A 24,605-nucleotide genomic window follows, 5' to 3' on the forward strand; every position below is an offset into this window, starting at 1 on the left:
CCCCCCCCCCCCCCCCCCCCCCCCCCCCCCCCCCCCCCCCCCCCCCCCCCCCCCCCCCCCCCCCCCCCCGCCCGCCCCCCGCCCCCCCCCCCCCCCCCTCGACGGCTTGACCTGCAGGAACTGTCACTGGCAGTGCGGCATGTCTCCCGGCACCGCGCGCGAGCACGTTCGGGTGGCCCGGGCACTGATCGTCCCACCGCGGATCGGTGCCGCGTTCGCGGCCGGCCGGCTGCCCTACTCCAAGGTGCGCGCACTGACCCGCGTCGCCGAGCCGGAGACCGAGGCCGAGTTGCTGGAGTTCGCGCTGGAGGCCACTGCCTCGCAGACCGAGCGGGTCGTGCACGCCGGTGCGGCCGTCCTCGCCGACGACGCCGCTGCGGGGCGGGCTCACCTCGAGGCTGGCCCCGCCCTGCAGCCCGCGGACGTGCGCCGCATGCTCTGCGAGGCCACCGTCGTGACGATGCTCGCGGCCGGCCGGGAGCCGCCGGCGGTGGGCCGCGCCCGACGACTGGCCACCCGCGCGCAACGCCGTGCCCTGCTCCGTCGTGACGGCGGCTGTGCCCGCCCCGGCTGCCCGCCCACCACGTGCGGCACTGGCTCCAGCGGCGTGACGGCGGTCAGCGGAGCTGCGCCGTCCCCGGTGCCTCTAGGTTCGGCACCGTGATCGATCTCCTCGGCCGAGCCGACGCCCTGCTCGACCTGCACACCGCCCCGGACGTCCTGGTGCCGGCCGACGTGCTGGACGTCGTCTCCACGCGGGTCGGGGCTGTCCTGCCCCCGGGCCCGTGCCGGCCGAGCTGAGCGCCGTGGCTGCTGCACCGTCGGAGCGGATGGCCTGGGCCGCGGACGTGGTCGCGCCCGAGCCCGGCGAGCGGGTGCTCGAGGTGGGCTGCGGCCCGGGCGCCCTCGTCGCGCTGCTCGCCGACCGCGGAGCCGAGGTCGTCGGGGTCGACCGGTCCGCGGCCGGCGTCGCGGCGGCTGCCCGGCGCAACCGCGCCGCGCTCGAGGCCGGCCGGATCCGCCTGCAGTCGACACCCCTGCTCGACGCCGACCTGGGCGCCGCGGCGTTCGACGTCGTGGTCTCGTTCGACGTGCGGGCGTTCTGGGATCCGGACGCCGCGGGGACCTGGGCCGTCGTCGACCGCGTGCTCGCCCCCGGCGGTCGCGTCGTGGTGGCCTTCTCGGTCATGCGGCCGGGCGCCGAGGTCGCCGTGGTGGACGCGGTCGCCGCGCACGCCGCCCGGCACGGTCTCGTCGTCGACGGCGTGTCCCGGCGCCCCGCCACGCCGATCGGGTCGGCCGCGGTCCGGCTGCACCGTCGCCCCCGGGCGGTGGCCGGCGGGTGCTGACGTCCCCGGTCGTCGCGGCCGCCCCGGTCGTCGCCGTCCGGGTCGTCGCGGCGCGTCAGCGCGGGACGAGCGAGGACTCCCGCTCCGGCGGGTGCGGCGCCCGCCGGAGAGCGGGCAGCGCCGGCCCGACACTCCACCCGGCCGGCGCCTCCGCGGCGGGCGTCCCGGACGGCGCCTCCACGGCGGGCGTCCCGGCCGGCGTCGTCGTCCGGCCGGGGAGCCAGCGCTCGCGCGCCCGCAGCACCGGCCGCTCCACCAGCAGGGTGGCCGCGACGCCCACGACGATCGCCGACCCGTACTTGAGCGCCTGCTCGAGCGGGCTCCAGGACGCGTAGGCAACACCCGGCAGCCGGCCGAGCACGAACTCCGCCGCGGCGATGTGCCAGATGTAGACGCCGTACGAGTAGCGGCCGAGCGCGGCCAGGGGCGCCGTCACCGGACGGGCACGGGGCACCCACCGAGCCCGGTGCACGAGCAGGAGGAGTGCCGCCGCGGTCAGGTAGGCCATGGTGTAGCCCAGCGTCTGCCCGAGCGGGCCCTCCTTGCCGACCGTGGCGAGGAACCACCCGCCGAGGACCAGCCCGGCGGCCCACAGCCACCGCCGGCGCAGCAGGCGGTCGTACACCGCGGGCCGGTGGACGGCGACCACGGCCAGCAGCACCCCGGCGGCCAGGGAGTCGGCGCGGAAGTGGGTGCGCCACTGCACCGTCACGTCGTGCAGGCCGGCGGCGGTACCCGCCACGCGCAGTGCCAGGGCTGCGACCAGCACGCCGCACAGCAGGCCGACGAACAGTCGCGGGCTGCGTCCCCGCCGGGTCAGCAGCGGGAACAGGACGACCAGGGCCAGGTAGAAGTGCTCCTCGACGGCCAGCGACCACAGGTGCACCAGGGACGTGCCGGCGTAGTTCTGCACGTGCAGCGCGCTCTGCCACAGGTAGGTGTCCCACGGCTCCGGCCCCGCGACCACCTGAACGGCGAGGAACACGTAGAGGACCGGCCACAGCTTCAGCGCGCGGCGGGCGGTGAACCGGACCCCGTCGAACCGGCCGGTCCGCCGGTGCTCACGGAGCACGAGCTGGCCGACGAGGAAGCCGCTGAGCACGAAGAACAGGTCCACGCCGGCCCAGCCGAAGGTGCGGCCGGGCCACTGGAGCGTGTCGAGGACGGCGTTTCCGCTGGGGTGGCGGCTGAAGTGCCAGCCCAGCGCGAGCAGGATCGCCAGGCCGCGGACGACGTCGAGGTCGAGCCGCCGTCCACCCGGTGCCGGGCGGCGAGCCAGGGCGTCCTGCTCCACGCTGCCCGCTGCCGACGCCATCGCGCGTCGACGTTAGGAGCCGCGTCCCGGGCCCGCACGGGAACGGCGTGATGCAGACGCGACGCTGCGTCATCCCGGCTGCTCAGGACACGACCGGTGTGACCGGACTCACGCTTCGGTCGCGCCTCCTCCCTTCGGGGGAGCCCGCGCCGGACCGCTCAAGGGGGTCCGGCGCGGGGCCGATCACCCGCTCAGGTGACGGGAGCTCCGTCGCCGGAGTCCCACCAGCGGAGCGGATGGAGGAAGGTCGTGGCCGAGCAGTCCGTGCTCGTCGTGGAGGACACCGAGGAGATCCGGGAACTGGTCTGCACGGTCCTGCGCAGGGCGGGGATGGACGTCCGTGCGGTCGCGTCCGGTGCCGAGGCACTGGCCGAGGTCCGGCGCGCGGTGCCGGACGTCGTCGTCCTGGACCTGGGCCTCCCCGACGCGGACGGCACCGAGGTCTGCCGGCAGATCCGTGCCGAGAGCGAGTGCTACGTCCTCATGCTCACCGCGCGCGCCGAGGAGGTCGACCTGCTGATCGGCCTGGCCGTCGGCGCCGACGGGTACATGGCCAAGCCGTTCTCGCCCCGCGAGCTCGTCGCCCGCGTGCAGGCGATGCTGCGCCGTCCGCGCGTGCCGGAGCCCCGTCCGGCCCCGGTCGAGGAGTCCGTCCTCCGGCTCGCCGACCTCGAGGTGGACGAGGACAGCCGCGAGGTCCGGGTGGACGGCGCCGTCGTCGACCTGACCCGCACCGAGTTCGACCTGCTCGCCGCCCTGGCCTCCCGGCCCGGTCGCGTGCTGCAGCGGGAGACGCTGCTGCGCGAGGTCTGGCAGACCGACTGGGAGGGCAGCGTCCGCCTGGTCGAGGCGCACATGTCCAACCTCCGCCGCAAGCTGCAGGCCGCCGGCCTCAGCTCCCCGGAGATCCGCACCGTCCGCGGGGTGGGTTACCGGCTGGTCGCCTGACCTCGTCCCGGCACGACGGCGGGCCCGGACCTCCCATGAGGTCCGGGCCCGCCGGGCTGTGCGGGGTCAGCAGGTGACCGTCCCGGAGCGGAGGGACTCGGTGCTGGTCCAGCCGTAGGCGGTCGTCGTGGTCACGGTGAACGTGTACGACGTGACGGGGCCGTCGTGCTTGTCCAAGGTGGTCGTCACCGACGTGGTGCCGGCACCGACCGTGTCCACCGGGTAGACGCGCCCGTCGTCCCGGTAGGCGGTCACCTGGTACCCGCTGATCCGGGATGAGGTGCTGGGCTGCCAGGCGACGGTCACGCCCATCCAGCGGGCGTTCGAGCAGGAGTTCTTCGTCGCCGAGACGGTGGCCGGCGCGCTGATCGTGGGCGTGGTCACAGACACCTGGCCGACGGTCACGGTGTCCCGGTAGGCAGCCGACGCCGAGATGCTGCCGACGAGGACGACCACCATGGTCAGGACCAGCACCGTGACGGTGCGACGGACGGTGTTCACGGGCTCCTCCTCTCCATCGGTTCCGGGATCGGGTGTGTTCGTGCGGCGGGCGCGGGGACCGCGTGCGGTCAACAGGTGACGACGTTGCTCAGCTCGGAGTTCGCCGTCCAGCCGTAGCTGGTGAGCGTCACCATCGCCAGGCGGGCCTGGAGGTCCACCACCTCGGCGTCGTAGTGCCCGGTCACGGTCGTCGCGGTCGGGCCGGCGTCCTCGAGGGGGTAGGTCCAGCCGTTGTTGAGGATCGCGGCCAGCCGGTACCCGGTGACGCCGGGCGTCGCGCTGGCCTTCCACTTGCCGGTGGCGTAGAGCTCGGTGTCCTTGATCGTCCGCGTGGTCGTGTAGTCGACGGCGCTCGTCCACGTCGTCGTCGTGGTGTCGCTCTCGACGTTGCTGTTGCTGGGGGCCGTGGACCGAGCCTCGCTGTAGCTGGTCCGCGTGGTGGTCCCGAGGCCGGGGTTGACCGTGTAGGTCTGCTCGATCACGGTCGTCGTCGTGGTGCACTCGGTGTCCACCCGGACGCCGGTCGGCGGCTGCACGGTCCGCGTCCCCACCGTGGTCGCCACGGCGGTCGTGTCGGCGAAGAGGGCCTGCGCCGGCAGCGGGGCGCCGACGATCACCGCGACGGTGAGGACGAGCAGGACGACGGTGCGGCGGACGGCGCTCACGGTCACTCCCTGTCTGTCCGGTGCGGGACTCGGTGCCCCGGCGGCCAGGTACGACTCTCCTGGCCGGACCGCACGCACCCCGCGAGGGAACCGCAAGAGATCCGCAAGGTCGCGGGGTCGGCGGTCATGCGTCGTCGTCCTCGTCGCGGGTGGGGCGCCAGATGCTGAGCAGGAGCCAGCCAGCCAGCAGGGTGGGGGCGCCGTAGACGAGGGCGTGGCCGATCCAGGGGGTGCGCAGGGCGGTGAGCAGGTGGCCGAGTTCGGGGATGACGGCCTGGACCTGGTAGGCGGTGTCGCCGAGCAGGACGGCGGTCCAGGGGTCGGGGCTGTCGTTGGCGTCGCCCTGGGTGTGGACGGTGACGGTGCCGTCGGGGGCGTGGGTGACGTCGGTGACGCGGTGGGTGACGACGCGGTGGTCGTCGATGGGGATGTGGTAGGTGATGACCATGCCCTCGCGGACGTCGGCGACGTCGAGGGGGGTGGTGACGACGACGTCGCCGGGGTCGATGGCCGGTGCCATGGAGCCGGTGAGCATGGTCATGGTGCGGTAGCCGAGCACGTGCGGGCCGATGGCCAGGCCGGCGAAGGCCAGCACCGCGACGAGGACGAGCAGCCGGGTGAGCCAGCGGGTCAGCAGTCCCAGGGACCGGCGGAGGAGGCTCCCGGTGCGGGGCGCCTCCGCGGCCGGGGACAGCAGGTGGGCTGCCCCCGGCGCGGCGAGGGGGAGGACGGCGGTCATGGCGGCTCTCCGGACGGCTGTCGGGACGGCGGTCGGTCGGGTCAGCGGGCCGTGCCGTTGCGCTGGACACCGGTGAAGGTGAGCGTCAGGGCGCTGCTCTTGCCCTGGAAGGCGTTGTCCGCCGTGGTGGGCAGCGAGATCGTGAAGACGAGGTTGTCGGTGCCCCCCGGGTTCAGGCTGTTGGGGGTCACCAGCTCGTCGGTGCCCACGGCCTGGCCGGCGGTGATGAGGTCGCGCTGCGTGCCGGAGCAGGCGTACGTCGGGGCATCGGTGGTGCCGCCCTGGGTCCACGCGACGGAGCAGGACTTCAGCGACAGCTGCAGGCCCTTGGTCGCGTCGGTCGTCAACACGGTCGAGGTGGAGGACGTGACGTCCAGCGTGACCGACGAGAGTGCCGAGTTGCCGTTGTTGGACAGCGTGACCGCCCGGCTGAGCGAGTCGCCGGGGACGAAGTTCGCGACGCCGGCCGGGACCGCGATCGGACCCTGGGCCAGGTTGATGTCCACGGTGCCCGAGGTGACCTGGGTCGTGACCGGCGTCGTGGAGTCGGTGAAGGTGCCGAAGGTGCCCAGGCCGGCGACGGCGGCGGCCGCGCCGATCACGCCGAGCGAGCCGACGACCTTGCGGGTGGTGTTGCGGTTGTTCCGGGTGCTCATGTCCTGCGTCTCCTGTCGTGGGGACCGGAACGGGCTGTTCCGGCGACAGGGACGACTCTCGAGGCCGAACCGCAGGCCCCCCGCCCACTTCCCGCAAGAGAGGCGCAAGGCTCCCGCGGCGTCAGGGCGGGAGCTTCGAGCAGTCCGTGGGCGGGTGGCCCACGGGGGATCGGGGTGGGTCGGGCGCGGGAGACAGGGGCGGCCGGTGTGTGGGGCGCGGCGGCTGTAGGCGGCCGGTGGGTCGGGCGCCGGGGGTCGGCCGCGGCCGGCGGGCGGGGGTTCGCTCAGGCGCGGGCGAGCGAGCGCAGCTCGACGACGAGGTCGTGGGCGAGGATGCCGCGGCGGGCGTCGCGGGCGATCGCCCGGCAGACCGCGGCGACCTCCGGGTGGCCGAGCTGAGCGCTGGTCCCCGCGAGCGTCGTGGAGACGTGGGCGAGGGCGGGTGCGTCCCCGGCCCGCGCGCGGTCGGTGATCGCGGTGAGCCGGTCGGGCAGAGCGGTGGCGTAGAGCTCCTGCAGCCGGTCCATCACGTCGGCGTCCACGTCCTCGTCGTGCAGGTCGCCGACCTCGGTCACCGGCTGCGGAGCCGGCGTCCGGCCGCGGAGCAGGTCCAGCAGGATCTCGGCGCCCACGGGCTTGGGCAGGCAGGCCACGGCGCCGGCGGCGAGCGCGGCCGTCCGCTCCTCCGGGGCGGTGTCCCCGGCGACGACGAGCAGGTGGGCACGGCTGCCGGCCAGGCGCAGCCGGCGGAGCAGGGCCGGGCCCTCGCCGGCCGGGGCCGGCAGGTCGGTGACGACCAGGTCCAGGTCCACGCGCCGGGCCAGCGCCACGGCCTCGCGGGTGCCGCTGGCCTCGGAGACCGCCCACCCGGTGACCCGCAGCAGGTGCGCGACCCGGGCGCGGTCGGCGGCGTCGGCGTCGACCACCAGGGCGGCCGGAGGACGGTGCGGCGTGCTCACGCGTCGTCCTCCTCGTCGCGGGTGGGGCGCCAGATGCTGAGCAGGAGCCAGCCGGCCAGCAGGGTGGGGGCGCCGTAGACGAGGGCGTGGCCGATCCAGGGGGTGCGCAGGGCGGTGAGCAGGTGGCCGAGTTCGGGGATGACGGCCTGGACCTGGTAGGCGGTGTCGCCGAGCAGGACGGCGGTCCAGGGGTCGGGGCTGTCGTTGGCGTCGCCCTGGGTGTGGACGGTGACGGTGCCGTCGGGGGCGTGGGTGACGTCGGTGACGCGGTGGGTGACGCGGTGGGTGACGACGCGGTGGTCGTCGATGGGGATGTGGTAGGTGATGACCATGCCCTCGCGGACGTCGGCGACGTCGAGGGGGGTGGTGACGACGACGTCGCCGGGGTCGATGGCCGGGGCCATGGAGCCGGTGAGCATGGTCATGGTGCGGTAGCCGAGCACGTGCGGGCCGATGGCCAGGCCGGCGAAGGCCAGCACCGCGACGAGGACGAGCAGCCGGGTGAGCCAGCGGGTCAGCAGTCCCAGGGACCGGCGGAGGAGGCTCCCGGTGCGGGGCGCCTCCGCGGCCGGGGACAGCAGGTGGGCTGCCCCCGGCGCGGCGAGGGGGAGGACGGCGGTCATGGCGGCTCTCCGGACGGCTGTCGGGACGGCGGTCGGTCGGGTCAGCGGGCCGTGCCGTTGCGCTGGACACCGGTGAAGGTCAGGCTCAGCGTGCTGTCCTTGCCGGCGAACGCGTTGTCGGCCGAGGTCGGCAGCGAGATGGTGAAGACCAGGTGGTCGACGCCACCGGGGTTGAGGCTGGCGACGTTGGAGAGCGGGAAGTTCTTGACGACCGGGCCGAGCGCCACGGCCTTCTTCGTGCCCGAGCAGGTGTAGGTCGGCGCCGACACGGTGCCGCCCTCCGTCCAGGCCACCGAGCAGGACTCCAGCGACAGCCGCAGACCGTTCGTCGTGTCTGTGGTCAGCACGGTGCTGGTCGAGGAGGTCACGCCCAGGGTGACCGAGGACAGCGGCGCGCTGCCGTTGTTCGACAGCGTGACCGCGCGGGACATGGAGTCACCGGGCAGGAAGTTGGCGGTGGTCGCCGGGATCGCGGCGGCCGGCTGGGCCAGGTTGATGTCGACCGTGCCCGAGGCGACCTCGGTCGTGACCGGGGTGGTGGAGTCGGTGAAGGTGCCGAAGGTGCCCAGGCCGGCGACGGCGGCGGCCGCGCCGATCACGCCGAGCGAGCCGACGACCTTGCGGGTGGTGTTGCGGTTGTTCCGGGTGCTCATGTCCTGCGTCTCCTGTCGTGGGGACCGGAACGGGCTGTTCCGGCGACAGGGACGACTCTCGAGGCCGAACCGCAGGCCCCCCGTCCACTTCCCGCAAGAAAGGCGCAAGCCTCCCGCGGGATCGGGTCCCGGGGAGGCTCGCGAGGTGCCCGGCGGGTGCCGGCGCGGTCCTTCGTCAGCGCGGCAGGGTGAGGGTGAAGGTGGTGCCCTCTCCCTCGACGCTGGACAGCTCCAGCGTGCCGCCGTGCGCGGTGGTGATGGCCTTGGTGATCGCCAGCCCCAGGCCGACGCCGGGGACCGCGGCGCGGCGGGCGGTGGAGGCCCGGAAGAAGCGGGCGAACAGCTGCGCCTGCTCCCCGGCGGGGATGCCGATCCCGGTGTCGCTGACCGACAGCCGGGCGACGGGCTCGGCGTCCGGCCGCGGGTCGTCGGCGACCTCGCCGTCCGGCGTCCGCCAGGCCTCCCGCAGCGTGAGGGTGACCCGGCCGCCGCGCGGGGTGAACTTCACCGCGTTGGAGACGAGGTTGTCGCAGGCCTGACCGAGCCGGACGGCGTCGCCGCGGACGACCAGGTCGCCGTCGTGCACGTCCACCGCCACGTCGACGCCTGCCGTGGCGGCGGTGATCCGGGCGGTCTCCTCGGCGGCGCGGACGACGGCGGCGAGGTCGACGTCCTCGGGCTGCAGGCTGAACCGGCCGGCGTCGACCTGCGCGGTGAACAGCAGGTCGCCGACCAGTCGCAGCAGGCGCTGGGCGTTGCGCTCCACGGTGGTGAGGTACTGCCGCTGCTCGTCGGTGAGGGGCTGGTCGGGGTCGTCCAGGACCAGCTCCAGATAGCCGAGGATCGAGCTCAACGGCGTGCGCAGCTCGTGGCTGATGAGGCTCACGAACTGGTCCTTCATGCGCTCGGTGGCCCGGACCTCGGTCATGTCCGTGCCGACGAAGTTCCAGCCGGCGTGCGCGCCGCTGTCGTCGGTGCGCGGGGTGACCGCGACGGAGACGGTGAGTTCCTCGCCCGCGGTGGTCACGTAGGTCCAGTCCCGGACGTCGCTGCCCTGCTCCCGAGCGGTGCGCACCAGCCCGGTCAGCCCGCCACCGGCCTCCGCCAGCTCTTCGGCCAGGTGGAAGTCGGTGATCATCCGCCGGCGGACGACGGCGGCCCGGGGGAGCCCCAGCATCCGCTCCGCCCCCGGGTTCCAGACCCGGATGACGCCGTCGACGTCGGTGCCGATGATCGACTGCTCGGTCACCGCGTCGATGACGCTGGTCATCGTCTGCGCCCGCGCCTGCAGCATCCGGGTGGCGACCTCGAGCTCGCCGTCGCGGCTCTGCATCCGGGTGACCAGGGCGGCGTTCTCCGCCCGCAGCCGGTCCACCTCCGCCTGCAGCGAGTGGGAGTCGGCGGTCGGCCGGGAGGCCTCGGCGGTGGTCATGCGGACGCTCCGGTGGTGAGGTCCCGGATGCGGGCCACCAGCCCGGCGACCGAGAAGGGCTTGGCGAGGTAGGCGTCGGCGCCGGCGGCGAGCCCGCGCGCGACGTCGTCCGGGGAGGCCCCGGCCGACAGCAGCAGCACGGGGACGGCGGCCGTGCCCGGTTCGGCGCGCAGGGCGGCGCAGACCTCCAGCCCGCTCGCGCCGGGCATGGACACGTCGAGGACGGCGAGGTCGGGGGGCTCGGCCCGCGCGGCGGTCAGCGCGGCCGTCCCGTCGACCACGTCGGCGACCACGGTCGCGCCCGCCCGGCGGACGGCCAGGCACACGAGCGCCCGGATGTCGTCCTCGTCGTCGGCGACCAGCACGCGCGGGGGCGCGGTCGGCACGGGCGGGCTCCCTCGGTCCGGCGTCCCGGCGGTCCGGGCGGTCGTGTCCTCCCGGACGACCTCGGCGTCCCGCCCCCGGTCCTGCAGATCCCGACGCGGCTGCTCACCCCAACAGGGGAGGACCTGCACGACGCACCGCGCCCCGCCGGGATACCCGGCGGGGCGCGGTGGTCGTGGTGGTGGCGGCCTCCCTGCCGGGGCCCGCCGCGAGGGTGCGAGTGGCGGGGGCGGGGAGGCCAGTCTTCAGCTGGTGTGGCTCTGCACCGTCTGCCGCGACTCCTGGGCCTGGCCCTGGACGTCCTGCGCCGCGGACCGGCCCTCCTCCTTGACCGTCTGGGCGGCGTCCTGCGCGGTGGACCTGACGTCCTCCACCGCCTGCTGCGCGGCGGGCTGGAGCTCCTCCTTGATCTCCTGCGCGGCCTGCTTGGCCGGTGCGAGCAGAGCGTCCTTGTTCTCGCGCACCGCCGTCTCGGCCTGCTGCGCGAGCTGCCGCTCCTTCTCGGTGGCCGGCAGCAGGCTGGAGACCAGCCAGCCCACCCCGAAGGCGATCAGCCCGGCGGCCAGCGGGTTGCCCTGTGCCTGCCGGACGATGGTGTCCGGCGCCTGCTGCACCGCGGTCGCCGCCGAGGAGGCGGCGTCCTGCACGGACTCGGCGGCGCTGTGCGCCTTGTCCTGGATCGTCCCGGCCGCGTTCTGCGCGTGGTACTGGGCCGTCGCGCGGGTGTCGTGCGCGGTTCCCATCACCGAGTCGCGGGCGTTCTGGGCGCTCCCCATCACTCTCTCCTTCGCGCGGGTGATGCGGCCCTTGGCCGCGGTGACCCGCCGGTCCATCACCCGGGCGGGGTTGACCTTCTCGTTGAGGGCGTCGACGTCGTAGCTCAGCTCACGCTGGGTGGCCTCGATCTGACGACGGATGGCTTCCGGGTCGTTGCTGGTGGTCATGTCGAACTCCGATGTCTGAGAGGACCGAGGGCCGCGGGTCAGTTGGGCTTGAGCGCGCCGGGCACCTGCTGGAGGGTGTCGACGGTGCGCTCGGGCTTCGGGTTCACCTGCTTGAACTGCTTGCGGCCCATCGCGTAGGTGACCGCCGCGACGATGCCCCAGATGACCGCGACGATCAGCGCGGCCAGCCCGGCGTCCATCACGTTCTCCAACGCCCACCACAGGGCGATGGAGAGGAACAGCAGCACCATGTAGCCGGCGAACCCGGCGGCGCCCATGAGACCCGCGCCCTTGCCGGCCTTGGTCGCCTCTGCCTTGACCTCGGCCTTGGCCAGCTCGAGCTCCTGGCGCATCAGCGTGGAGAGGTCCTTGGCGACCTCGCCCATCAGCTGGCCGACCGTGGTGCCCTCGACGTCCGGGCGCCCTTCAGCAGTGGTCGGCGTGCCCATGGCGCCGCTGTGCGCGCCGTAGGTGGCGGCCTGCTCGGGGGAGACGGTGTAGTTGCCCTGCGCGTAGCCCCCCTGCGCCGGGTCCTGCGGGTAGCCCTGCTGCGACGGGTCCTGGTAGCCCTGCGGCGACCCGACCGGTGTCGCGCCGGAGTAGGGAGTCGTCATCGGTCAGTACCCCCGGCCGGGCTGGCGGGCCGGGTCGTCCCAGCCGGACGTCGTGGTCGGCGGAACAGCGGCGCCCTCGGGCGGGACGGTGCCGTAGGGCGGCGGCGGGACCGGCGTCGTGCCCGTGGTCGGGGCGCCGCTGTAGCCGGCCGTCTCGCCGTAGCCGGTCGTCTCGGTGTAGCCCGTCGTCGTGCCCGTGTAGCCGGAGTAGGCCGGCGCCGGGGCGACGTAGTTGGTCTGTGCGTAGCCCACCGTCTCGGCCCGGTGCTGCCCGGTCACGGAGCCGGAGTCGCTGTGCACGGCCTTGACGCCGCTGGTCAGCCGGCCGGCGACGACGCCGGCGAGGGCGGCGCCCAGCAGGAAGGTGCCCGGCTTGCGGCGGGCGAAGGAGCGGACCTCCTCCAGCAGGTCGGCCGGCTCGCGGTTCTGCAGCCAGCCGGCGAACTGCTCGACCTTCCCGGTGGCCTGTTCCACCAGGTCGCGGGCCGGACCGGAGGGCGTGCCGCTGCCGTCGACCATGCCGCGCAGCTGGGAGGCGATGCCCTGCAGCCCCTCGGCGGCCCGCTGCTGCGACGTGGCGGCCTGCTGGCGCACCTGGGAACGGCCCTGGTCCAGCAGGTTCTGAGCCTGCTGCTTGGTCTCCTGCGCGACCTGCTTGGCCTGGTCGGCGGCGGTCGAGGCGACCTGGCTGCCGGCCTCGGCCGCGGTCTGGCCGACGTTGCGGGCCTCGTCCTTCGCCACGTCTGTGGTGGAGGGGGAGCTCGAGCCGTACGTGCTCGTCGTGGTGCCGACGGTCGTCGTGCCGGTCGTGGTCGTCCCGGCCGTCGCGCCCGAGCCGGGCGTCGACGGGGGCGGCGGGAGCGGGGTGTCCATGGAGTGCGTCATGGTTCCTCCTCGGCGTGCTTCGTGGTCGGTGCAGGCGCTACCCAGATCGCGATCACCCACACATGTCCGACAGACGGCCGTCGGAGTCGAATGCGCAGGTAGACAAGGGGTCCGGCTGCCCGCAGGGGGCGGCCGGGTCGCGCGGTGCTCGACCGCCGGGCGCGTCGTCGCAGGCCGGCGGAGGAGGCGAGGCGGTGGCCGTGAGCCCCCGGATCCCGGGTCCGAGGGCGCGGCCGGTCGTGCTCACCGCGTCTTGGTGGCGCCGTTGTCGCAGGTGACCGCATACCCGCAGTCGGGAGAGCGAAACGGGCCCGTCCGGTGCGGGGGTCCCACGGCCGCCCGGATCGGACTAAGGTGAGGCACGCCTTACTCCCCGACCTGAGGAGCGTCCATGGCCGACCAGGCCCCGCGCCGACCGCGCACCCCCCGGCTGGCCACGGTGCTGCGCACCACGCGGCCGACCCCGCACCTGGTGCGCCTCGTGCTCGGCGGGGAGGGGCTGGCCGGCTTTGCGCCCGAGCACGCCGACAGCTACGTGAAGCTCGTGCTGCCGCCCGCCGGCGCGCCCTACGCGGCACCGTTCGACGTCGAGCAGGTCAAGGCCACCCACCCGCAGGAGCTCTGGCCGTGCCTGCGCACCTACACGGTGCGCGCGTGGGACGCCGCGACCGGCGAGCTCACCCTCGACGTCGTCGTCCACGGCGACGAGGGCGTGGCCGGCCCGTGGGCGGTGGCCGCCCGGCCCGGGGACGCCGTGCAGGTGCTGGGCCCCGGGGGCGCGTACACCCCGAGCCCGGACGCCGACTGGCACCTGCTCGTCGGCGACGAGACCGCGCTGCCGGCCGTCGCGGCCGCGCTGGAGCGCCTCCCGGCGGGGGCGTCGGCGCGGGCGTTCGTCGAGGTGGCCGACGCCGCCGAGGAGCAGGACCTCGACCTCCCGGCCGGTGCTGAGCTGGTGTGGGTGCACCGCGCCGGTCCGCCCGGCGTGGCGCTGGTCGCCGCCGTCCTGGCTGCTGAGCTGCCGGCCGGCTCGGTGCACGCGTTCGTGCACGGCGAGGCCGGGTTCGTGCGTGACCTGCGCCGGTTCCTGCGCGCCGAGCGCCTGGTGCCCCGGGAGCTGCTGTCGGTCTCCGGCTACTGGCGGCTGGGCCGGACCGACGAGGGCTGGCGCGCGGAGAAGACCGAGTGGAACGCGGCGGTGGAGGCCGAGGAGCAGGCCTTGGCGGTCTGACGGTCGCGGGAGCATCGCAGCGAGCGCCAGCGAGCGAGGAGCGGACCGGGACCGGAAGGCCGCCCATCGGCATGGCGGTCTGACGGTCGCGGGAGCATCGCAGCGAGCGCCAGCGAGCGAGGAGCGGACCGGGACCGGAAGGCCGCCCATCGGCATGGCGGTCTGATCAGCCCTGCCAGGGGAAGCGCGGTGGGCGGCGCTCGGCGAAGGCGGCGACCCCCTCCGCGAGCTCGCCGGACGCGACCGTCTCGCGGTACCAGCGGTCGGCCACGGCCCGGCCGTCCCCGCCGGCGGTCAGGTCGGCCACGACCTGCTTGACCGCGCGTTGGGTCAGGGCGGAGCGGGCGGCGAGCACCTCGGCGAGGGCGAACACCTCCCGCTCGAGGTCCTCGGCGGCGGCCAGCCGGTCGACCAGGCCGGTGCGCAGCGCCGTCGGCGCGTCGAGGAGTTCCCCGCTGAACAGCAGGTACTTGGTCGTGCCGGGGCCGACCAGGTCGAGCAGCGCCTTGGTCGACTCGGGCGTGTAGACGATGCCGACCCGGGCCGGGGTCACCCCGAAGACGCCGGTCGGGTCGGTGACCCGCACGTCGCAGCAGGTGGCCAGCTCCACGCCACCGCCGATGCAGTGGCCGCGGATCATGGCGATCGTCGGCTTGGGGAACTCCCGCAGCGCCGCCTGAGCGGCGAGGTTGTCCGCCCGCAGCGCGGCCATCGGGTCCCCGGCGTCCGGGCCGCCGAGCAGGTCGGCGATGTCGGCGCCCGCGCAGAAGCTCGGTCCCTCGCCGGTGAGAACCAGCACGCGCACGGCCGGGTCGCCCGCCGGCCCGGCCAGCACCTCCGGCAGCGCCGCCCACATCCCGGCGGTGAGCGAGTTGCGCTTCTCCGGCCGGGCGATGGTCAGGACGGCGACCGCACCGTCGGTCTCCACCCGCAAGCGGCCCCTCTGCAGGGTCCCGCCGCGAGCTCGCGAGGGGCGGGGGGCAGAGGGGCGCTCCACCATCAGCCCAGGTCGTCGGTGGCGAAGGTGTCGCACTGCGCCGGGTCGCCGGTCTCGTACCCGGTGGTGAACCAGCGCCGCCGCTGCTCCGACGAGCCGTGGGTGAACGCGTCCTGGTCGACCGTGCCGCCGCCGAGGTTGCGCTGGATGAAGTCGTCGCCGATGCGGCCGGCGGCGTCCAGCGCCCGGTCGACGTCGTCCTGCGTGATCTCGGCGATCAGCGGCTGGCCGGACTCGTCGGGCACCGTCTCGGCGTGGTCGGCCCACGCGCCGGCGAAGCAGTCGGCCTGGAGCTCCAGCCGCACGGTGCCGCTCTCCGGACCGGTCTCGCCGGGGGTCACCTGCTGGTTGGTGCCGAGCAGGTTCTGCACGTGGTGGCCGTACTCGTGGGCGATCACGTAGGCGTTGACGAACAGGCCACCCTCGGCGCCGAACTGCTGCTGCAGCGTGTCGAAGAACGACAGGTCGATGTAGACCAGTTGGTCGGCCGGGCAGTAGAAGGGCCCCGAGCCGCTGGTGGCCCCACCGCAGCTGGTCTGCACCGAGCCCGGGAAGAACACCGTGTCGGTGGGCTGGTACCGGTCACCGAGGACGCCGGTCCAGTAGTCCTGGATCGACTCGATGTCGGCCACGACCGCGCAGTCGACCGACTCGTTGGCGTCGGCGCCCGTCCGGCACTGCTGCTCGAGCTGGCCGTTGTCGGCGGTCTGCCCCTCACCGAGGCTGCCCAGCTGGCCGAGCGCCGCGCCCGTGCCGCCGTCCCCGCCGCCGAGCAGCTGGAACAGGACGAGGACGACGACGCCGACCAGCCCCAGTCCGCCGCCACCGACCGCCAGCCCGCGGCCGCCGCCGAACCCGCCGCCGCGCCGGTCCTGGACGCCGGACGTGTCGAGGTCGGCGCCCTCGCTGTACCTCATCGAGAACATCCCTCTCGGTCGTGAGGCACGCCGAGACGGTGCCCTCCGCAGCGCCGGTGCCCCGGCCGGGGCCCGGTCATGCGCGCTCGGCGGCCTCCCCGCCGGTCGGCGTCCGGCTGGGTTGCTCGAGCGGCTGGTCGCGCAGGAACAGGTACCAGTACGACGTCGCCACGAAGACGACCGCGCCGACCAGGTTCCCCAGGCCCGCGAGCACCCAGTTGAGCAGCACGTCGCCCCAACCGATGTCCGGGATGCCGGCCCACATCGCCGCCGGCAGGAAGAACATGTTGGCCACGACGTGGTCGAAGCCCATGGCGACGAACGCCATGATCGGCAGGAAGACCGCCAGCACCTTGCCCGACACCGACGACGCCGCCAGCGACATCCACACGCCGAGGCAGACCAGCCAGTTGCAGCCCACGCCCCGCAGGAAGACCTGCCACGGGGACTCGTGCAGCGCCTTGGCCTCGGCGATCTGCGCCAGCCGGTCGTGGGTGAGCGCCGCGCTGCCCGTCGCACCGGGCGCGCCGATGACGCCGGTCTGGACGGCGAGGAAGTACGCCACGAACAGCGCGCCGAGCAGGTTGCCGAGCAGTACCAGGGTCAGGTTCTTGGCGACGTCGCCGCCGCGCAGCCGCCCGTGCATGGCGCCGAGCGGGACCAGCAGCATGTTCCCGGTGGCGAGGTCGGACCCGGCGATGAGCACCAGGATGAGCCCGAGGGTGAAGGCCGCACCCATGAACAGCGTGGGCAGCGTGCCCCACCGGCTCGGATCCAGGCCGGAGGAGACGGTGATCGCCACGAGCGCGCCGAAGGCGATGTAGGCCCCGCCGAGGAACGCGCTGACCAGCACGCGGTCCCACGACCGGTGGACCTTCTTCGCCCCGGTCTCGCTGGCGACCTGGGCCATCTCGGGCGGTTGGCGGTCGGACATCGCGCCTCCACGCGGCAGCGGGCCTCAGGGTCCGGACGCTAGTGCGCGGCGGCCGACCCGGCTCGTCGAGGGCGGGAGGAGGTGACCGTCCCCCGGCGTCGATCTAGGGTCGGCCGACACCCCGACACAGCTGGGAGAGCACATGGCCGTCTCGAACCGCGTCCGCAGCGCCCTCACCACGACGGTGCTCGCGACCGCGGCCACCGGGTTCCTCGCCGGGTGCGGGACGGACGACGACGAGGAGGAGCAGGTCGCGTACTGCACCGACGAGAACGGCGAGATCGTCGACGACGACTACTGCGACGACGACTACCGCGGTCCCGGCGCCGGGCTGTTCTTCCTCTACCTGGGCGGCTTCCGCCCGGGGCTGCCGGTCGGCACCGTGCTGCCCGCCGGGGGCACCCGGATCAACCCGACCGACACCGCCGCCCGCCAGCGGGCCGGCCTGCCCGCCTCCGGCAAGGTGTCCGGAGGCACCCGTGTCACCGGGGGCATCGGCTCGGGCACGGGAGGCCGGGTCGGTACCGCCGGCGGCTGAGCCTCTCCGGCTCGCGTCGAGTCCGGCGAACTCGTGGTGATCGGCCGCTGATGGCCACGAGTCCGCAGGTCTCGACGGCCGGCGAGGGATGGCAGCGAGTGGCGCGGGGAGAGGAGAGACGCGGGTGAGGCGGATGGAGACCGGCGTCGTCCGGCCCGGCTGGGAGGCCGAGATCGAGGCCCAGGGGCTGGTCTACAACCGCACCACCACGCCCGGCGGCGAGGAGCGCAGCTACTGGCGGGAGGGCCCCTTCTACGACTTCACGATGGCCGAGGTGGAGCGGCTGGAGGGGTGGGTCGCGCAGCTGTTCGAGATGTGCGTGGCCGCGGGCGACCACGTCGTCGAGCAGGACCTGTTCGACCGCATGCGGATCCCGCCGGTCGCCCGGGCGGAGGTCCGGCGCACCTGGGAGGCCGAGCCGCCCAGCGTCTACGGCCGGTTCGACCTGCGCTACGACGGCCAGGGCCCGCCCAGGCTGCTGGAGTTCAACGCCGACACCCCCACCAGCCTGGTCGAGTCCGCGGTCACCCAGTGGAACTGGCACCTGTTCACCGGCCAGGGCGCCGACCAGTGGAACGCCCTGCACGAGAGGCTCGTCGCGGCCTGGCAGCGCAACCTGCTGCGCTGGGAGCGGCGGACCGGCGTCCGGCCCCGCGTGCACCTGGCGTGGACGTCGGAGGAGCGCTCCGGCGAGGACCGGATGACCGTCGCCTACCTGATGGACACCGTCGTCCAGGCCGGGTACGAGGCGATCGAGCTGGTCGTCGAGGACATCGCGCTGGACGACGGCGACGGACGCTTCTACGACCCGCAGGGCCGCCACCTCGACGTCGTCTTCAAGCTCTACCCCTGGGAGTGGCTGGTCCAGGACGAGTTCGGCGCCGCCGTCCTCGCCGACGCCGCCCGGCCGGGCGGGACCACCTGGGTGGAGCCGGTCTACAAGATGCTGTGGAGCACCAAGGCGCTGCTGCCGGTGCTGTGGCAGCTGTTCGGCGGCGACAGGGAGCTCTCCCAGTTGCTGCTGCCGGCCTACTTCGCCGACGAGATGCCCTCCTCGTGGCGGGACTACGTCCGCAAGCCGCTGTGGGGGCGGGAGGGGGCCAACGTCTCCATCGTGCGCGGCGGGGAAGTGCAGGTCGCCCAGCCCGGCGGGTACGGCACCGAGGGGTGGGTGGTCCAGGAGCTGGCCCCGCTGCCCGACTTCCCGGGCGTCGACGGCCCGCACCACCCGGTGCTCGGGGCGTGGGTGGTCGACGGCGAGCCGGCCGGCCTGGGCATCCGCGAGAGCGATGGGCTGATCACCGACAACCTCAGCTGGTTCGTGCCCCACACCATCGACCACCCGGCTCCGGAGGCCGTCGGGCGCCGGGCCGAATAGGGTCCGGCCATGCCGCTGGAGGGGGACTACGAGCCCAGTACGCAGCAGTGGGTCCGCGACCAGGTGGAGCGCTACGAGGCCACCGGCGGGCGCGAGGCCAACACGCTGCGCGACACGGGCATCCCGATCGCGATCTTCTGGACCCGCGGCGCGAAGACCGGCAAGGTCCGCAAGAACGGGCTCATGCGGGTCGAGCACGAGGGCGCCTACGCGATGGTCGGCTCCGTCGGCGGCGCGCCGAAGGACCCGGCGTGGGTGGCCAACGTGCGGGCGCACCCGGACCAGGTGACGGTGCAGGACGGCCCCGAGCCGTGGGACGGCGTCGCCCGCGAGGTCACCGGCGAGGAGAAGGACCGGTGGTGGGACCGGGCGGTCGCCGTCTACCCCGAGTACGCCGTGTACCAGCAGCGGACCGACCGGGACATCCCGGTGTTCGTCGTCGAGCGACACCCCGGGTGAACAAATATAGGTGAGGCTCGCCTAAGTTCTCCTCGTGCCGGAGGGACCGGCAGGCGAGGAGGACGGCCGTGCAGCGGATCGGGCGGTACCGCGGGGGAGTGCTCGCGGTGGCGGTGGGGCTGGCGCTGGCCGGCTGCGGCGCCGACGGCGAGGGGACGACGGAGGCGGCGCCGACCGCGGAGACCCGCACGGTGGAGCACGCGCTCGGCACCACCGAGATCGAGGGCACCCCGGAGCGGGTCGTCGTCCTCGACACCGGCGAGCTCGACGCCGTCCTCGCCCTCGGCGTTCCCCCGGTCGGCGCGGTGCGCACCGACGTCAGCGACGCGCTGCCGGCCTACATCGAGGACGCCGGCGCCGACGCCGGGGAGATCACGAACGTGGGCACGATCGCCGAGCCGGACCTCGAGGCGATCGCCGCACTCGAGCCGGACCTCATCCTGTCCAACGCCGTCCGGCACACCGACGTCTACGACCAGCTCTCGGCCATCGCGCCGACCGTGTTCGCCGAGTCGATCGGCGAGTCGTGGCAGGAGAACCTGCGCCTGGCCGGGGAGGCCCTCGGCCGGTCGGACGAGGCGGAGCGGCTGCTGACCGAGCACGCCGACAGGGCGGCGGAGGTCGGCGCGCTGTTCGGGGACCCGGCGGCCACCGAGGTCAGCATGGTGCGGTTCCTCGACGGCAGCGCCGTGCGGCTCTACGGCGAGGGCTCCTTCATCGGGGCGGTGCTCGCCGACGTCGGCTTCGCCCGGCCCGAGGCGCAGCGCACCGCCGAGACCTTCGTCGAGGTGAGCCCGGAGGAGATCGCCTCCGCCGACGCGGACCTGGTGTTCTCCGCCGCCTACGGGGACGACGGCCGCAACGCCGCCGCCCAGATCACCGCCGGGGGCCTGTGGCAGGGCATGTCATCGGTGCAGCAGGGCCGCGCGTTCGAGGTGGACGACGACCGGTGGTTCCTGGCGATCGGGCCGCTCGGCGCCCGGCTGGTGCTCGACGACCTGGAGCGGATCGGCCGGCAGCTGGCGGCCTGAGCCGACCGGTCAGCGGGCCAGCTCGTCGGTGACCCGGCGGGCGAGCGAGCCGGCCAGCTCCGCGTCGCCGCGGGCGCGGACGCCGAGCAGCCCCCAGCCGAGGTCGGCGACCCAGCGGGACCGGGTGGTCCAGGCGGTGACCGCCGGGGTGGGCAGCAGCTCGGCGCGGGCGGCGGTGGCCACCTCGTTGAGGTGGGCGAGGGTGTCGTGCAGGCGGCGGTCGGCCGCCGTTCCCGGGCCGGCCGCGGCGGCGGCGGCCAGGGCGTCGGCCGCGGCCCGCACCGCGCCCGGCAGGCGGCGGCTGGCCGCGCGCGGCAGCAGGGACAGCCCGACGGCGAGGGCGAGCGCGCTGCCCACCGCCGTCTCGGCCAGCCGCTCACCGATCAGCTCGCCCCCCGACACCTCGGGCCGGCCGGCGTGCACCAGCAGCAGCACCAGCGGGGTGATGAACGAGACGGCCAGCACGTACTGGTGCGCGATGAGCAGCTCGACGCCCAGCTGGAGCAGGCCGACCAGCGCGATCTCCACGCCGATCGGCAGGTCCAGCCAGATCAGCAGGCCTGCGACCAGCACGCCGAGGACCGTGCCGGTCGCCCGGTGCAGCGCCCGGGCCCGGGTGGCCCGCGCGTCGGTGCCCAGCCGGACGCCGACCGCGGTGGTCGCCGCCCAGTAGGGGCTGTGCAGGCCCAGCGCGGTCGCGACGAGCCCGGCCGCGGCGGCGCCTCCGCCGATGCGCAGCGCCGTGGAGGCCCACGGCGCGTGCCACCAGCGGTGGTCGGGCACCTCCGCCTCCGGCAGCGGGGCCGCGCTGCGCGGCGTCTCGGGCAGCGCCCGCACGAACCGCTGCTCGATCTCGTCCAGCCGCCGGCGCAGCGTGCCGTCGTCCCGCCGGCTGCCCTCGCCGACGGCGGCCTCGGCCACGCGGATCGCGCGGGCGATCGTGCCGGGCCGCTGGGTGCCCAGCTCGCCCCGCTCCACTTCGCCGACCGCCGCGTCCGCCGCGGCCACGGTCCGCCGCTCCGGGCCGGTGGGGTCCCACAGCAACGGCAGCATGCACCCGGCCCAGGCCAGCGCGGCGCCCCCGGCCGCGGCGAGCACGTGCAGGCCCAGATCGGCCGGGCCGGTGCCGAGGGCACTGGACCCGCCGGCGACCAGCACGATGCCCAGCGGCCCGGGCGGGCCCACCCGCCACAGCACCGCGACCGCGGCCGCCGCCGCGGCCAGCGCGCCGAGCAGCAGGGAGAGCGCGACCGGGGAGCCGCCGGCCAGCGCGCCGAGCGTGCCGGCGAGGGTCAGAGTCCCGGCGACCGCGGCGACGACGACCGCCCGGCGGCGGTAGGGGAGCGCGTGCCCGTAGACGGCGGTCAGGGCGGCGAGTGCCGCCGCGGACCCGAGGTCGGCCCGGCCCGCGGCCACGCCGATGCCGAGCGGCACGGTCATGCAGACCGCGGCGGTGATCCCGCGGCGGCCGCCGGCCTGCCACAGCGCGGAGAGCGCCGGCAGCGGCGACCGACCAGGTGGGGGCGCGCCCGCCGCACGCGGGAGGGAGCAGCGGACACGACCGTCATCCTCATCGCTGCGCGGGCCGTCCACGGTCCGGCGCCGCCGTGATCCCGGTCCCCCTGGTCAGCGGGCGCGACGTCGTCCACACTGCGCGACCGACCCCGCCCCCCGACCGACGAGGACCCCTCCGTGCCGCTCTCCGCCGCCGAGACCTGCGCCCGCATCGCCGCCGAGCTGAACCGTCCCGGTCAGCCCTTCACCTACCGGTGCGAGGGCGACCGCGTCATCGGCTCCTGGGACGTCGCCGACGTCAGCTACCAGGGGCTGCTGTCCGCGGGCACGATCGACCAGGACTACGAGCTGACCGTCACCCTCGACGAGCAGGCCGGCACCTACACGTCCACCGAGCGCAGGTCCGAGGGCGAGTCCCAGGTGCGCTTCTCGGGCGGGGACCTCGAGTTCGGCGGCTCCAAGCAGGTGTTCAAGGGCAAGTCGATCGGCAGGTCGTGGGGCGGGGGAGCCGCGCTGCGGGCCACCTCCCACGGGCAGACCGGGCACACCTGGAGCTACGAGTTCGAGACGTCCCGGATCAAGCAGCCGCTGTTCGACCTGCTGCACGCCGCCGGCTGGCAGCCGGCCCGCAAGGGCTTCCTCGCCCGCCTCTTCTCCCGCTGACCGCCTGGACCCAGTGCACGAGCTGGCGCGCCAGGGACTCGGCGTCCTCCTGGACGCTGGCGTGCGGCGGCGGCAGGAGCAGCAGGCCGACCATCGACACCACGGCGCACCCGACGATGTAGACCGAGATCCAGGTCGAGGAGCCGGTCGCGGCCAGGATCGCCGCGGCGATGAGGGGAGCCGGACCGCCGGCGATGATCGAGGCCAGCTGGTAGCCCAGCCCCGCTCCGCTGTACCGGACGCCGGTCCCGAAGGTCTCCGAGATCAGCGCGGCCTGGGGGCCGTACATGATGTCGTGCAGCACCAGCGACAGCACGATGGCGAGCAGCACCAGCCCGGCGTTGCGGGTGTTCAGCAGCCCGTAGTACGGGAAGGCGTACAGCCCGATGGCCACCACCCCGATCCCGTAGACGAGCCTGCGGCCGTACAGGTCCGACAGGTGGCCGAACAGCGGCACCGTGATGAAGCCGACCACCGCGGCGACGAGCGTGTCGTTGAGCAGCGTGCCGCGTTCGAGCCCCAGCTCCTCGGTGCCGTAGGTCAGCACGAAGGTGATGAACAGGTAGAACGGGGCCTGCTCGGCCATCCGGACCAGCGCCGAGCACAGGATCGCCCGCGGCTGGGTCTTGATGACCTCCCACACCGGCTGGCGCACCAGGGCCTGCTGCTCGCGCACGCGGGCGAAGTGCGGCGTCTCCAGGACCTTCAGGCGGACGTAGAGCCCGATCGCGATGAGCACCACGCTGGCGAGGAACGGCACCCGCCAGCCCCACGCGTCGAAGGCGTCCGGCCCCACCCACGCGTTCATGACCTTCACCGCGCCGGTGGACAGCAGCAGCCCGATCGGCACCCCCAGCTGCGGCAGGCTGGCCATGAACCCGTGCCGGCGGCGGAAGCCCCACTCCTTCGACATGAGCACCGAGCCGCCCCACTCGCCGCCGACGCCGATGCCCTGCACGATCCGCAACAGGGTCAGGAGGATCGGGGCCCAGACGCCGATGGTGTCGCAGCCGGGCAGGACGCCCATGAGCGCGGTCGCCACGCCCATGAGGCCGAGGGTCGCGATCAGGGCCGCCTTGCGCCCGATCCGGTCGCCGTAGTGGCCGAAGATCGCCGCGCCCGCGGGGTGGGCGGCGAACCCCACGAACAGGGTCGAGAACGACGCGAGCGTGCCGGCCGGCGGCGCCTCGGTCGGGAAGAAGACGCTGGGGAAGACCAGCGCGGCGGCCCCGGCCGCGGCCTCGGCCGCTGCAGGGGGCCCCCGCCGCGGCCCGGCCCCCCTGCAAGGGGTCCTCCCTCAGAAGCCGACGACGGCGTGCGGCGTGTAGGGCTCCTCCAGCCGGGCGATCTCCTCGTCGGTCAGCTGCAGGTCGACCGCGGCGACGGCGTCGTCCAGGTGCGCGTCCTTCGTGACCCCGACGATCGGCGCGGTGACCACGGGCTTGGCCAGCACCCACGCCAGCGCCACCTGCGCCCGCGGGACGCCGCGCTCGGCCGCCACCTCGGCCACCCGCTCGACGATGGCGCGGTCGCCGGACTCGTCGTAGAGCCGGCTGCCGAAGGCGTCGGTCTCCGAGCGGGCGGTCGACTCGTCCCGGTCTCGGGTCAGCCGGCCGCGGGCCAGCGGGCTCCACGGGATGACGCCGATGCCCTGGTCGGCGCAGAGCGGGTGCATCTCCCGCTCCTCCTCGCGGTTGAGCAGGTTGTAGTGGTCCTGCATCGACACGAACCGGTGCCAGCCGTGCTCGCCGGCCAGGTACAGCGCCTTGCTGAACTGCCAGGCCCACATGGACGACGCCCCGAGGTAGCGCACCTTGCCCGAGCGGACGCACGCGTCCAGCGCCTCGAGGGTCTCCTCGATCGGCGTGTGGGGGTCCCAGCGGTGGATCTGGTAGAGGTCGACGTACTCGGTGCCCAGCCGGCGCAGGCTGTCCTCGAGCTCGCGGAGGATCGCCTTGCGCGACAGCCCTGCCCCGTTGGGCCCCGGGCGCATCCGGCCGTGCACCTTGGTGGCCAGGACGACGTCGTCCCGATCGGTGAAGTCGCGGATCGCCCGGCCGGTGATCTCCTCGCTCGACCCGTCCGAGTAGACGTTGGCGGTGTCGAAGAAGGTGATACCCGCGGCGATCGCCTTCTCGATCAGCCGGCGGCTGTCCTCCTCCGGCAGGCTCCACGGGTGGTTCCCGCGGGCCGGGTCGCCGAAGCTCATCATCCCGAGACAGAGCCGCGAGACCTCCAGGCCGGTGTTCCCCAGGCGCGTGTAGTCCATGGCCCC

General features: G+C 74.6%; 29 protein-coding genes. 10 read left to right on the forward strand and 19 right to left on the reverse strand.

Features of this window, described 5'->3' with window-relative positions; all coding sequences use genetic code 11:
* Positions 1-139: 139 nt before the first annotated feature.
* The 3 genes from ACI782_RS09620 to ACI782_RS09630 are packed head-to-tail and all read left to right on the forward strand — an operon-like array spanning position 140 to position 1,349.
* Positions 140-664: a hypothetical protein gene (locus ACI782_RS09620; protein WP_456908489.1), complete on the forward strand. Its 525-nt coding sequence runs from the start codon at positions 140-142 to the stop codon at positions 662-664.
* The gene (locus tag ACI782_RS09625; protein ID WP_456908492.1) at positions 661-801 is read left to right on the forward strand and encodes a hypothetical protein; all 141 of its coding nucleotides are present in this window, start codon (positions 661-663) and stop codon (positions 799-801) included. The genes ACI782_RS09620 and ACI782_RS09625 overlap by 4 nt, the downstream gene beginning before the upstream one ends.
* A 5-nt stretch (positions 802-806) precedes the next feature.
* Positions 807-1,349: a class I SAM-dependent methyltransferase gene (locus ACI782_RS09630; protein ID WP_456908494.1), complete on the forward strand. Its 543-nt coding sequence runs from the start codon at positions 807-809 to the stop codon at positions 1,347-1,349.
* 55 nt (positions 1,350-1,404) lie between these two features.
* Here the strand turns inward: ACI782_RS09630 and ACI782_RS09635 are convergent, their stop codons facing one another.
* Positions 1,405-2,664 carry an acyltransferase family protein gene (locus tag ACI782_RS09635; RefSeq protein WP_456908496.1) on the reverse strand — a complete coding sequence of 420 codons (1,260 nt, stop codon included), beginning with the start codon at positions 2,662-2,664 and terminating at the stop codon, positions 1,405-1,407.
* A gap of 249 nt (positions 2,665-2,913) precedes the next feature.
* Between ACI782_RS09635 and ACI782_RS09640 the strand changes: the two genes are divergently transcribed.
* A complete protein-coding gene (locus ACI782_RS09640; protein WP_456908498.1) occupies positions 2,914-3,612 on the forward strand; it encodes a response regulator in 699 nt (232 codons plus the stop codon).
* A gap of 66 nt (positions 3,613-3,678) precedes the next feature.
* Here ACI782_RS09640 and ACI782_RS09645 read toward each other — a convergent pair whose 3' ends face one another.
* The 12 genes from ACI782_RS09645 to ACI782_RS09700 all read right to left on the reverse strand — a co-directional run bounded on the left by ACI782_RS09645 (position 3,679) and on the right by ACI782_RS09700 (position 12,667).
* A complete protein-coding gene (locus ACI782_RS09645) occupies positions 3,679-4,113 on the reverse strand; it encodes a fibronectin type III domain-containing protein (RefSeq protein ID WP_456908500.1) in 435 nt (144 codons plus the stop codon).
* Positions 4,114-4,181: 68 nt separating this feature from the next.
* The gene (locus ACI782_RS09650) at positions 4,182-4,778 is read right to left on the reverse strand and encodes a hypothetical protein (RefSeq protein ID WP_456908502.1); all 597 of its coding nucleotides are present in this window, start codon (positions 4,776-4,778) and stop codon (positions 4,182-4,184) included.
* Positions 4,779-4,902: 124 nt separating this feature from the next.
* Complete coding sequence (locus tag ACI782_RS09655) at positions 4,903-5,517, reverse strand: signal peptidase I (RefSeq protein ID WP_456908504.1); 615 nt, start codon at positions 5,515-5,517, stop codon at positions 4,903-4,905.
* Between the two features lie 41 nt (positions 5,518-5,558).
* Positions 5,559-6,173 carry a TasA family protein gene (locus ACI782_RS09660; protein ID WP_456908505.1) on the reverse strand — a complete coding sequence of 205 codons (615 nt, stop codon included), beginning with the start codon at positions 6,171-6,173 and terminating at the stop codon, positions 5,559-5,561.
* Positions 6,174-6,457: 284 nt separating this feature from the next.
* Entirely contained in the window at positions 6,458-7,132 is a 675-nt protein-coding gene (locus ACI782_RS09665) for a response regulator (RefSeq protein ID WP_456908507.1), read from the reverse strand.
* Complete coding sequence (locus tag ACI782_RS09670; RefSeq protein WP_456908509.1) at positions 7,129-7,755, reverse strand: signal peptidase I; 627 nt, start codon at positions 7,753-7,755, stop codon at positions 7,129-7,131. The genes ACI782_RS09665 and ACI782_RS09670 overlap by 4 nt, the downstream gene beginning before the upstream one ends.
* Before the next feature lie 41 nt (positions 7,756-7,796).
* Entirely contained in the window at positions 7,797-8,408 is a 612-nt protein-coding gene (locus ACI782_RS09675) for a TasA family protein (RefSeq protein ID WP_456908511.1), read from the reverse strand.
* A 175-nt stretch (positions 8,409-8,583) separates the two neighbouring features.
* Positions 8,584-9,840, reverse strand: coding sequence for a sensor histidine kinase (locus tag ACI782_RS09680; RefSeq protein WP_456908513.1), 1,257 nt, complete (start codon positions 9,838-9,840; stop codon positions 8,584-8,586).
* Positions 9,837-10,226: a response regulator transcription factor gene (locus ACI782_RS09685; protein WP_456908515.1), complete on the reverse strand. Its 390-nt coding sequence runs from the start codon at positions 10,224-10,226 to the stop codon at positions 9,837-9,839. Before ACI782_RS09685 ends, ACI782_RS09680 begins: the two co-directional genes overlap by 4 nt.
* Positions 10,227-10,469: 243 nt before the next feature.
* Positions 10,470-11,168 carry a DUF3618 domain-containing protein gene (locus tag ACI782_RS09690; RefSeq protein WP_456908517.1) on the reverse strand — a complete coding sequence of 233 codons (699 nt, stop codon included), beginning with the start codon at positions 11,166-11,168 and terminating at the stop codon, positions 10,470-10,472.
* A 38-nt stretch (positions 11,169-11,206) separates the two neighbouring features.
* Positions 11,207-11,782 carry a phage holin family protein gene (locus tag ACI782_RS09695; RefSeq protein WP_456908520.1) on the reverse strand — a complete coding sequence of 192 codons (576 nt, stop codon included), beginning with the start codon at positions 11,780-11,782 and terminating at the stop codon, positions 11,207-11,209.
* A gap of 3 nt (positions 11,783-11,785) precedes the next feature.
* Positions 11,786-12,667, reverse strand: a complete 882-nt coding sequence (locus tag ACI782_RS09700; RefSeq protein ID WP_456908522.1) for a hypothetical protein — start codon at positions 12,665-12,667, stop codon at positions 11,786-11,788.
* Between the two features lie 391 nt (positions 12,668-13,058).
* Between ACI782_RS09700 and ACI782_RS09705 the strand changes: the two genes are divergently transcribed.
* Positions 13,059-13,898, forward strand: a complete 840-nt coding sequence (locus tag ACI782_RS09705) for a siderophore-interacting protein (protein WP_456908524.1) — start codon at positions 13,059-13,061, stop codon at positions 13,896-13,898.
* 166 nt (positions 13,899-14,064) lie between these two features.
* On the opposite strand, the gene ACI782_RS09710 is transcribed toward ACI782_RS09705, so the two are convergent.
* From ACI782_RS09710 to ACI782_RS09720, 3 genes are all read right to left on the reverse strand, one after another.
* Positions 14,065-14,826, reverse strand: coding sequence for an enoyl-CoA hydratase/isomerase family protein (locus tag ACI782_RS09710; protein ID WP_456908526.1), 762 nt, complete (start codon positions 14,824-14,826; stop codon positions 14,065-14,067).
* 71 nt (positions 14,827-14,897) lie between these two features.
* The gene (gene ypfJ / locus ACI782_RS09715) at positions 14,898-15,812 is read right to left on the reverse strand and encodes a KPN_02809 family neutral zinc metallopeptidase (protein WP_456908528.1); all 915 of its coding nucleotides are present in this window, start codon (positions 15,810-15,812) and stop codon (positions 14,898-14,900) included.
* 76 nt (positions 15,813-15,888) lie between these two features.
* Positions 15,889-16,746, reverse strand: a complete 858-nt coding sequence (locus ACI782_RS09720) for a formate/nitrite transporter family protein (RefSeq protein ID WP_456908530.1) — start codon at positions 16,744-16,746, stop codon at positions 15,889-15,891.
* A gap of 142 nt (positions 16,747-16,888) precedes the next feature.
* Between ACI782_RS09720 and ACI782_RS09725 the strand changes: the two genes are divergently transcribed.
* The 4 genes from ACI782_RS09725 (at position 16,889) to ACI782_RS09740 (ending at position 20,152) form a co-directional block, all read left to right on the forward strand.
* Positions 16,889-17,284 (forward strand): hypothetical protein, encoded by a 396-nt coding sequence (locus tag ACI782_RS09725; RefSeq protein WP_456908532.1) that lies wholly within the window; start codon positions 16,889-16,891, stop codon positions 17,282-17,284.
* 133 nt (positions 17,285-17,417) lie between these two features.
* Positions 17,418-18,662 (forward strand): glutathionylspermidine synthase family protein, encoded by a 1,245-nt coding sequence (locus tag ACI782_RS09730; RefSeq protein WP_456908807.1) that lies wholly within the window; start codon positions 17,418-17,420, stop codon positions 18,660-18,662.
* Between the two features lie 9 nt (positions 18,663-18,671).
* Positions 18,672-19,121, forward strand: a complete 450-nt coding sequence (locus tag ACI782_RS09735; RefSeq protein WP_456908534.1) for a nitroreductase family deazaflavin-dependent oxidoreductase — start codon at positions 18,672-18,674, stop codon at positions 19,119-19,121.
* A gap of 68 nt (positions 19,122-19,189) precedes the next feature.
* A complete protein-coding gene (locus ACI782_RS09740; RefSeq protein ID WP_456908536.1) occupies positions 19,190-20,152 on the forward strand; it encodes an ABC transporter substrate-binding protein in 963 nt (320 codons plus the stop codon).
* A 9-nt stretch (positions 20,153-20,161) separates the two neighbouring features.
* Here ACI782_RS09740 and ACI782_RS09745 read toward each other — a convergent pair whose 3' ends face one another.
* On the reverse strand, positions 20,162-21,592 hold the full coding sequence (locus tag ACI782_RS09745) for an FUSC family protein (protein ID WP_456908538.1): 1,431 nt from the start codon (positions 21,590-21,592) through the stop codon (positions 20,162-20,164).
* Positions 21,593-21,844: 252 nt separating this feature from the next.
* Between ACI782_RS09745 and ACI782_RS09750 the strand changes: the two genes are divergently transcribed.
* The gene (locus ACI782_RS09750; RefSeq protein WP_456908540.1) at positions 21,845-22,330 is read left to right on the forward strand and encodes a hypothetical protein; all 486 of its coding nucleotides are present in this window, start codon (positions 21,845-21,847) and stop codon (positions 22,328-22,330) included.
* On the opposite strand, the gene ACI782_RS09755 is transcribed toward ACI782_RS09750, so the two are convergent.
* On the reverse strand, positions 22,245-23,549 hold the full coding sequence (locus ACI782_RS09755; protein ID WP_456908810.1) for an MFS transporter: 1,305 nt from the start codon (positions 23,547-23,549) through the stop codon (positions 22,245-22,247). The two genes, ACI782_RS09750 and ACI782_RS09755, sit on opposite strands and share 86 nt — an antisense overlap.
* 78 nt (positions 23,550-23,627) lie before the next feature.
* Complete coding sequence (locus ACI782_RS09760) at positions 23,628-24,599, reverse strand: aldo/keto reductase (protein WP_456908542.1); 972 nt, start codon at positions 24,597-24,599, stop codon at positions 23,628-23,630.
* Positions 24,600-24,605 lie beyond the last annotated feature (6 nt).

It is taken from the genome of Geodermatophilus sp. SYSU D00703, assembly GCF_054050155.1.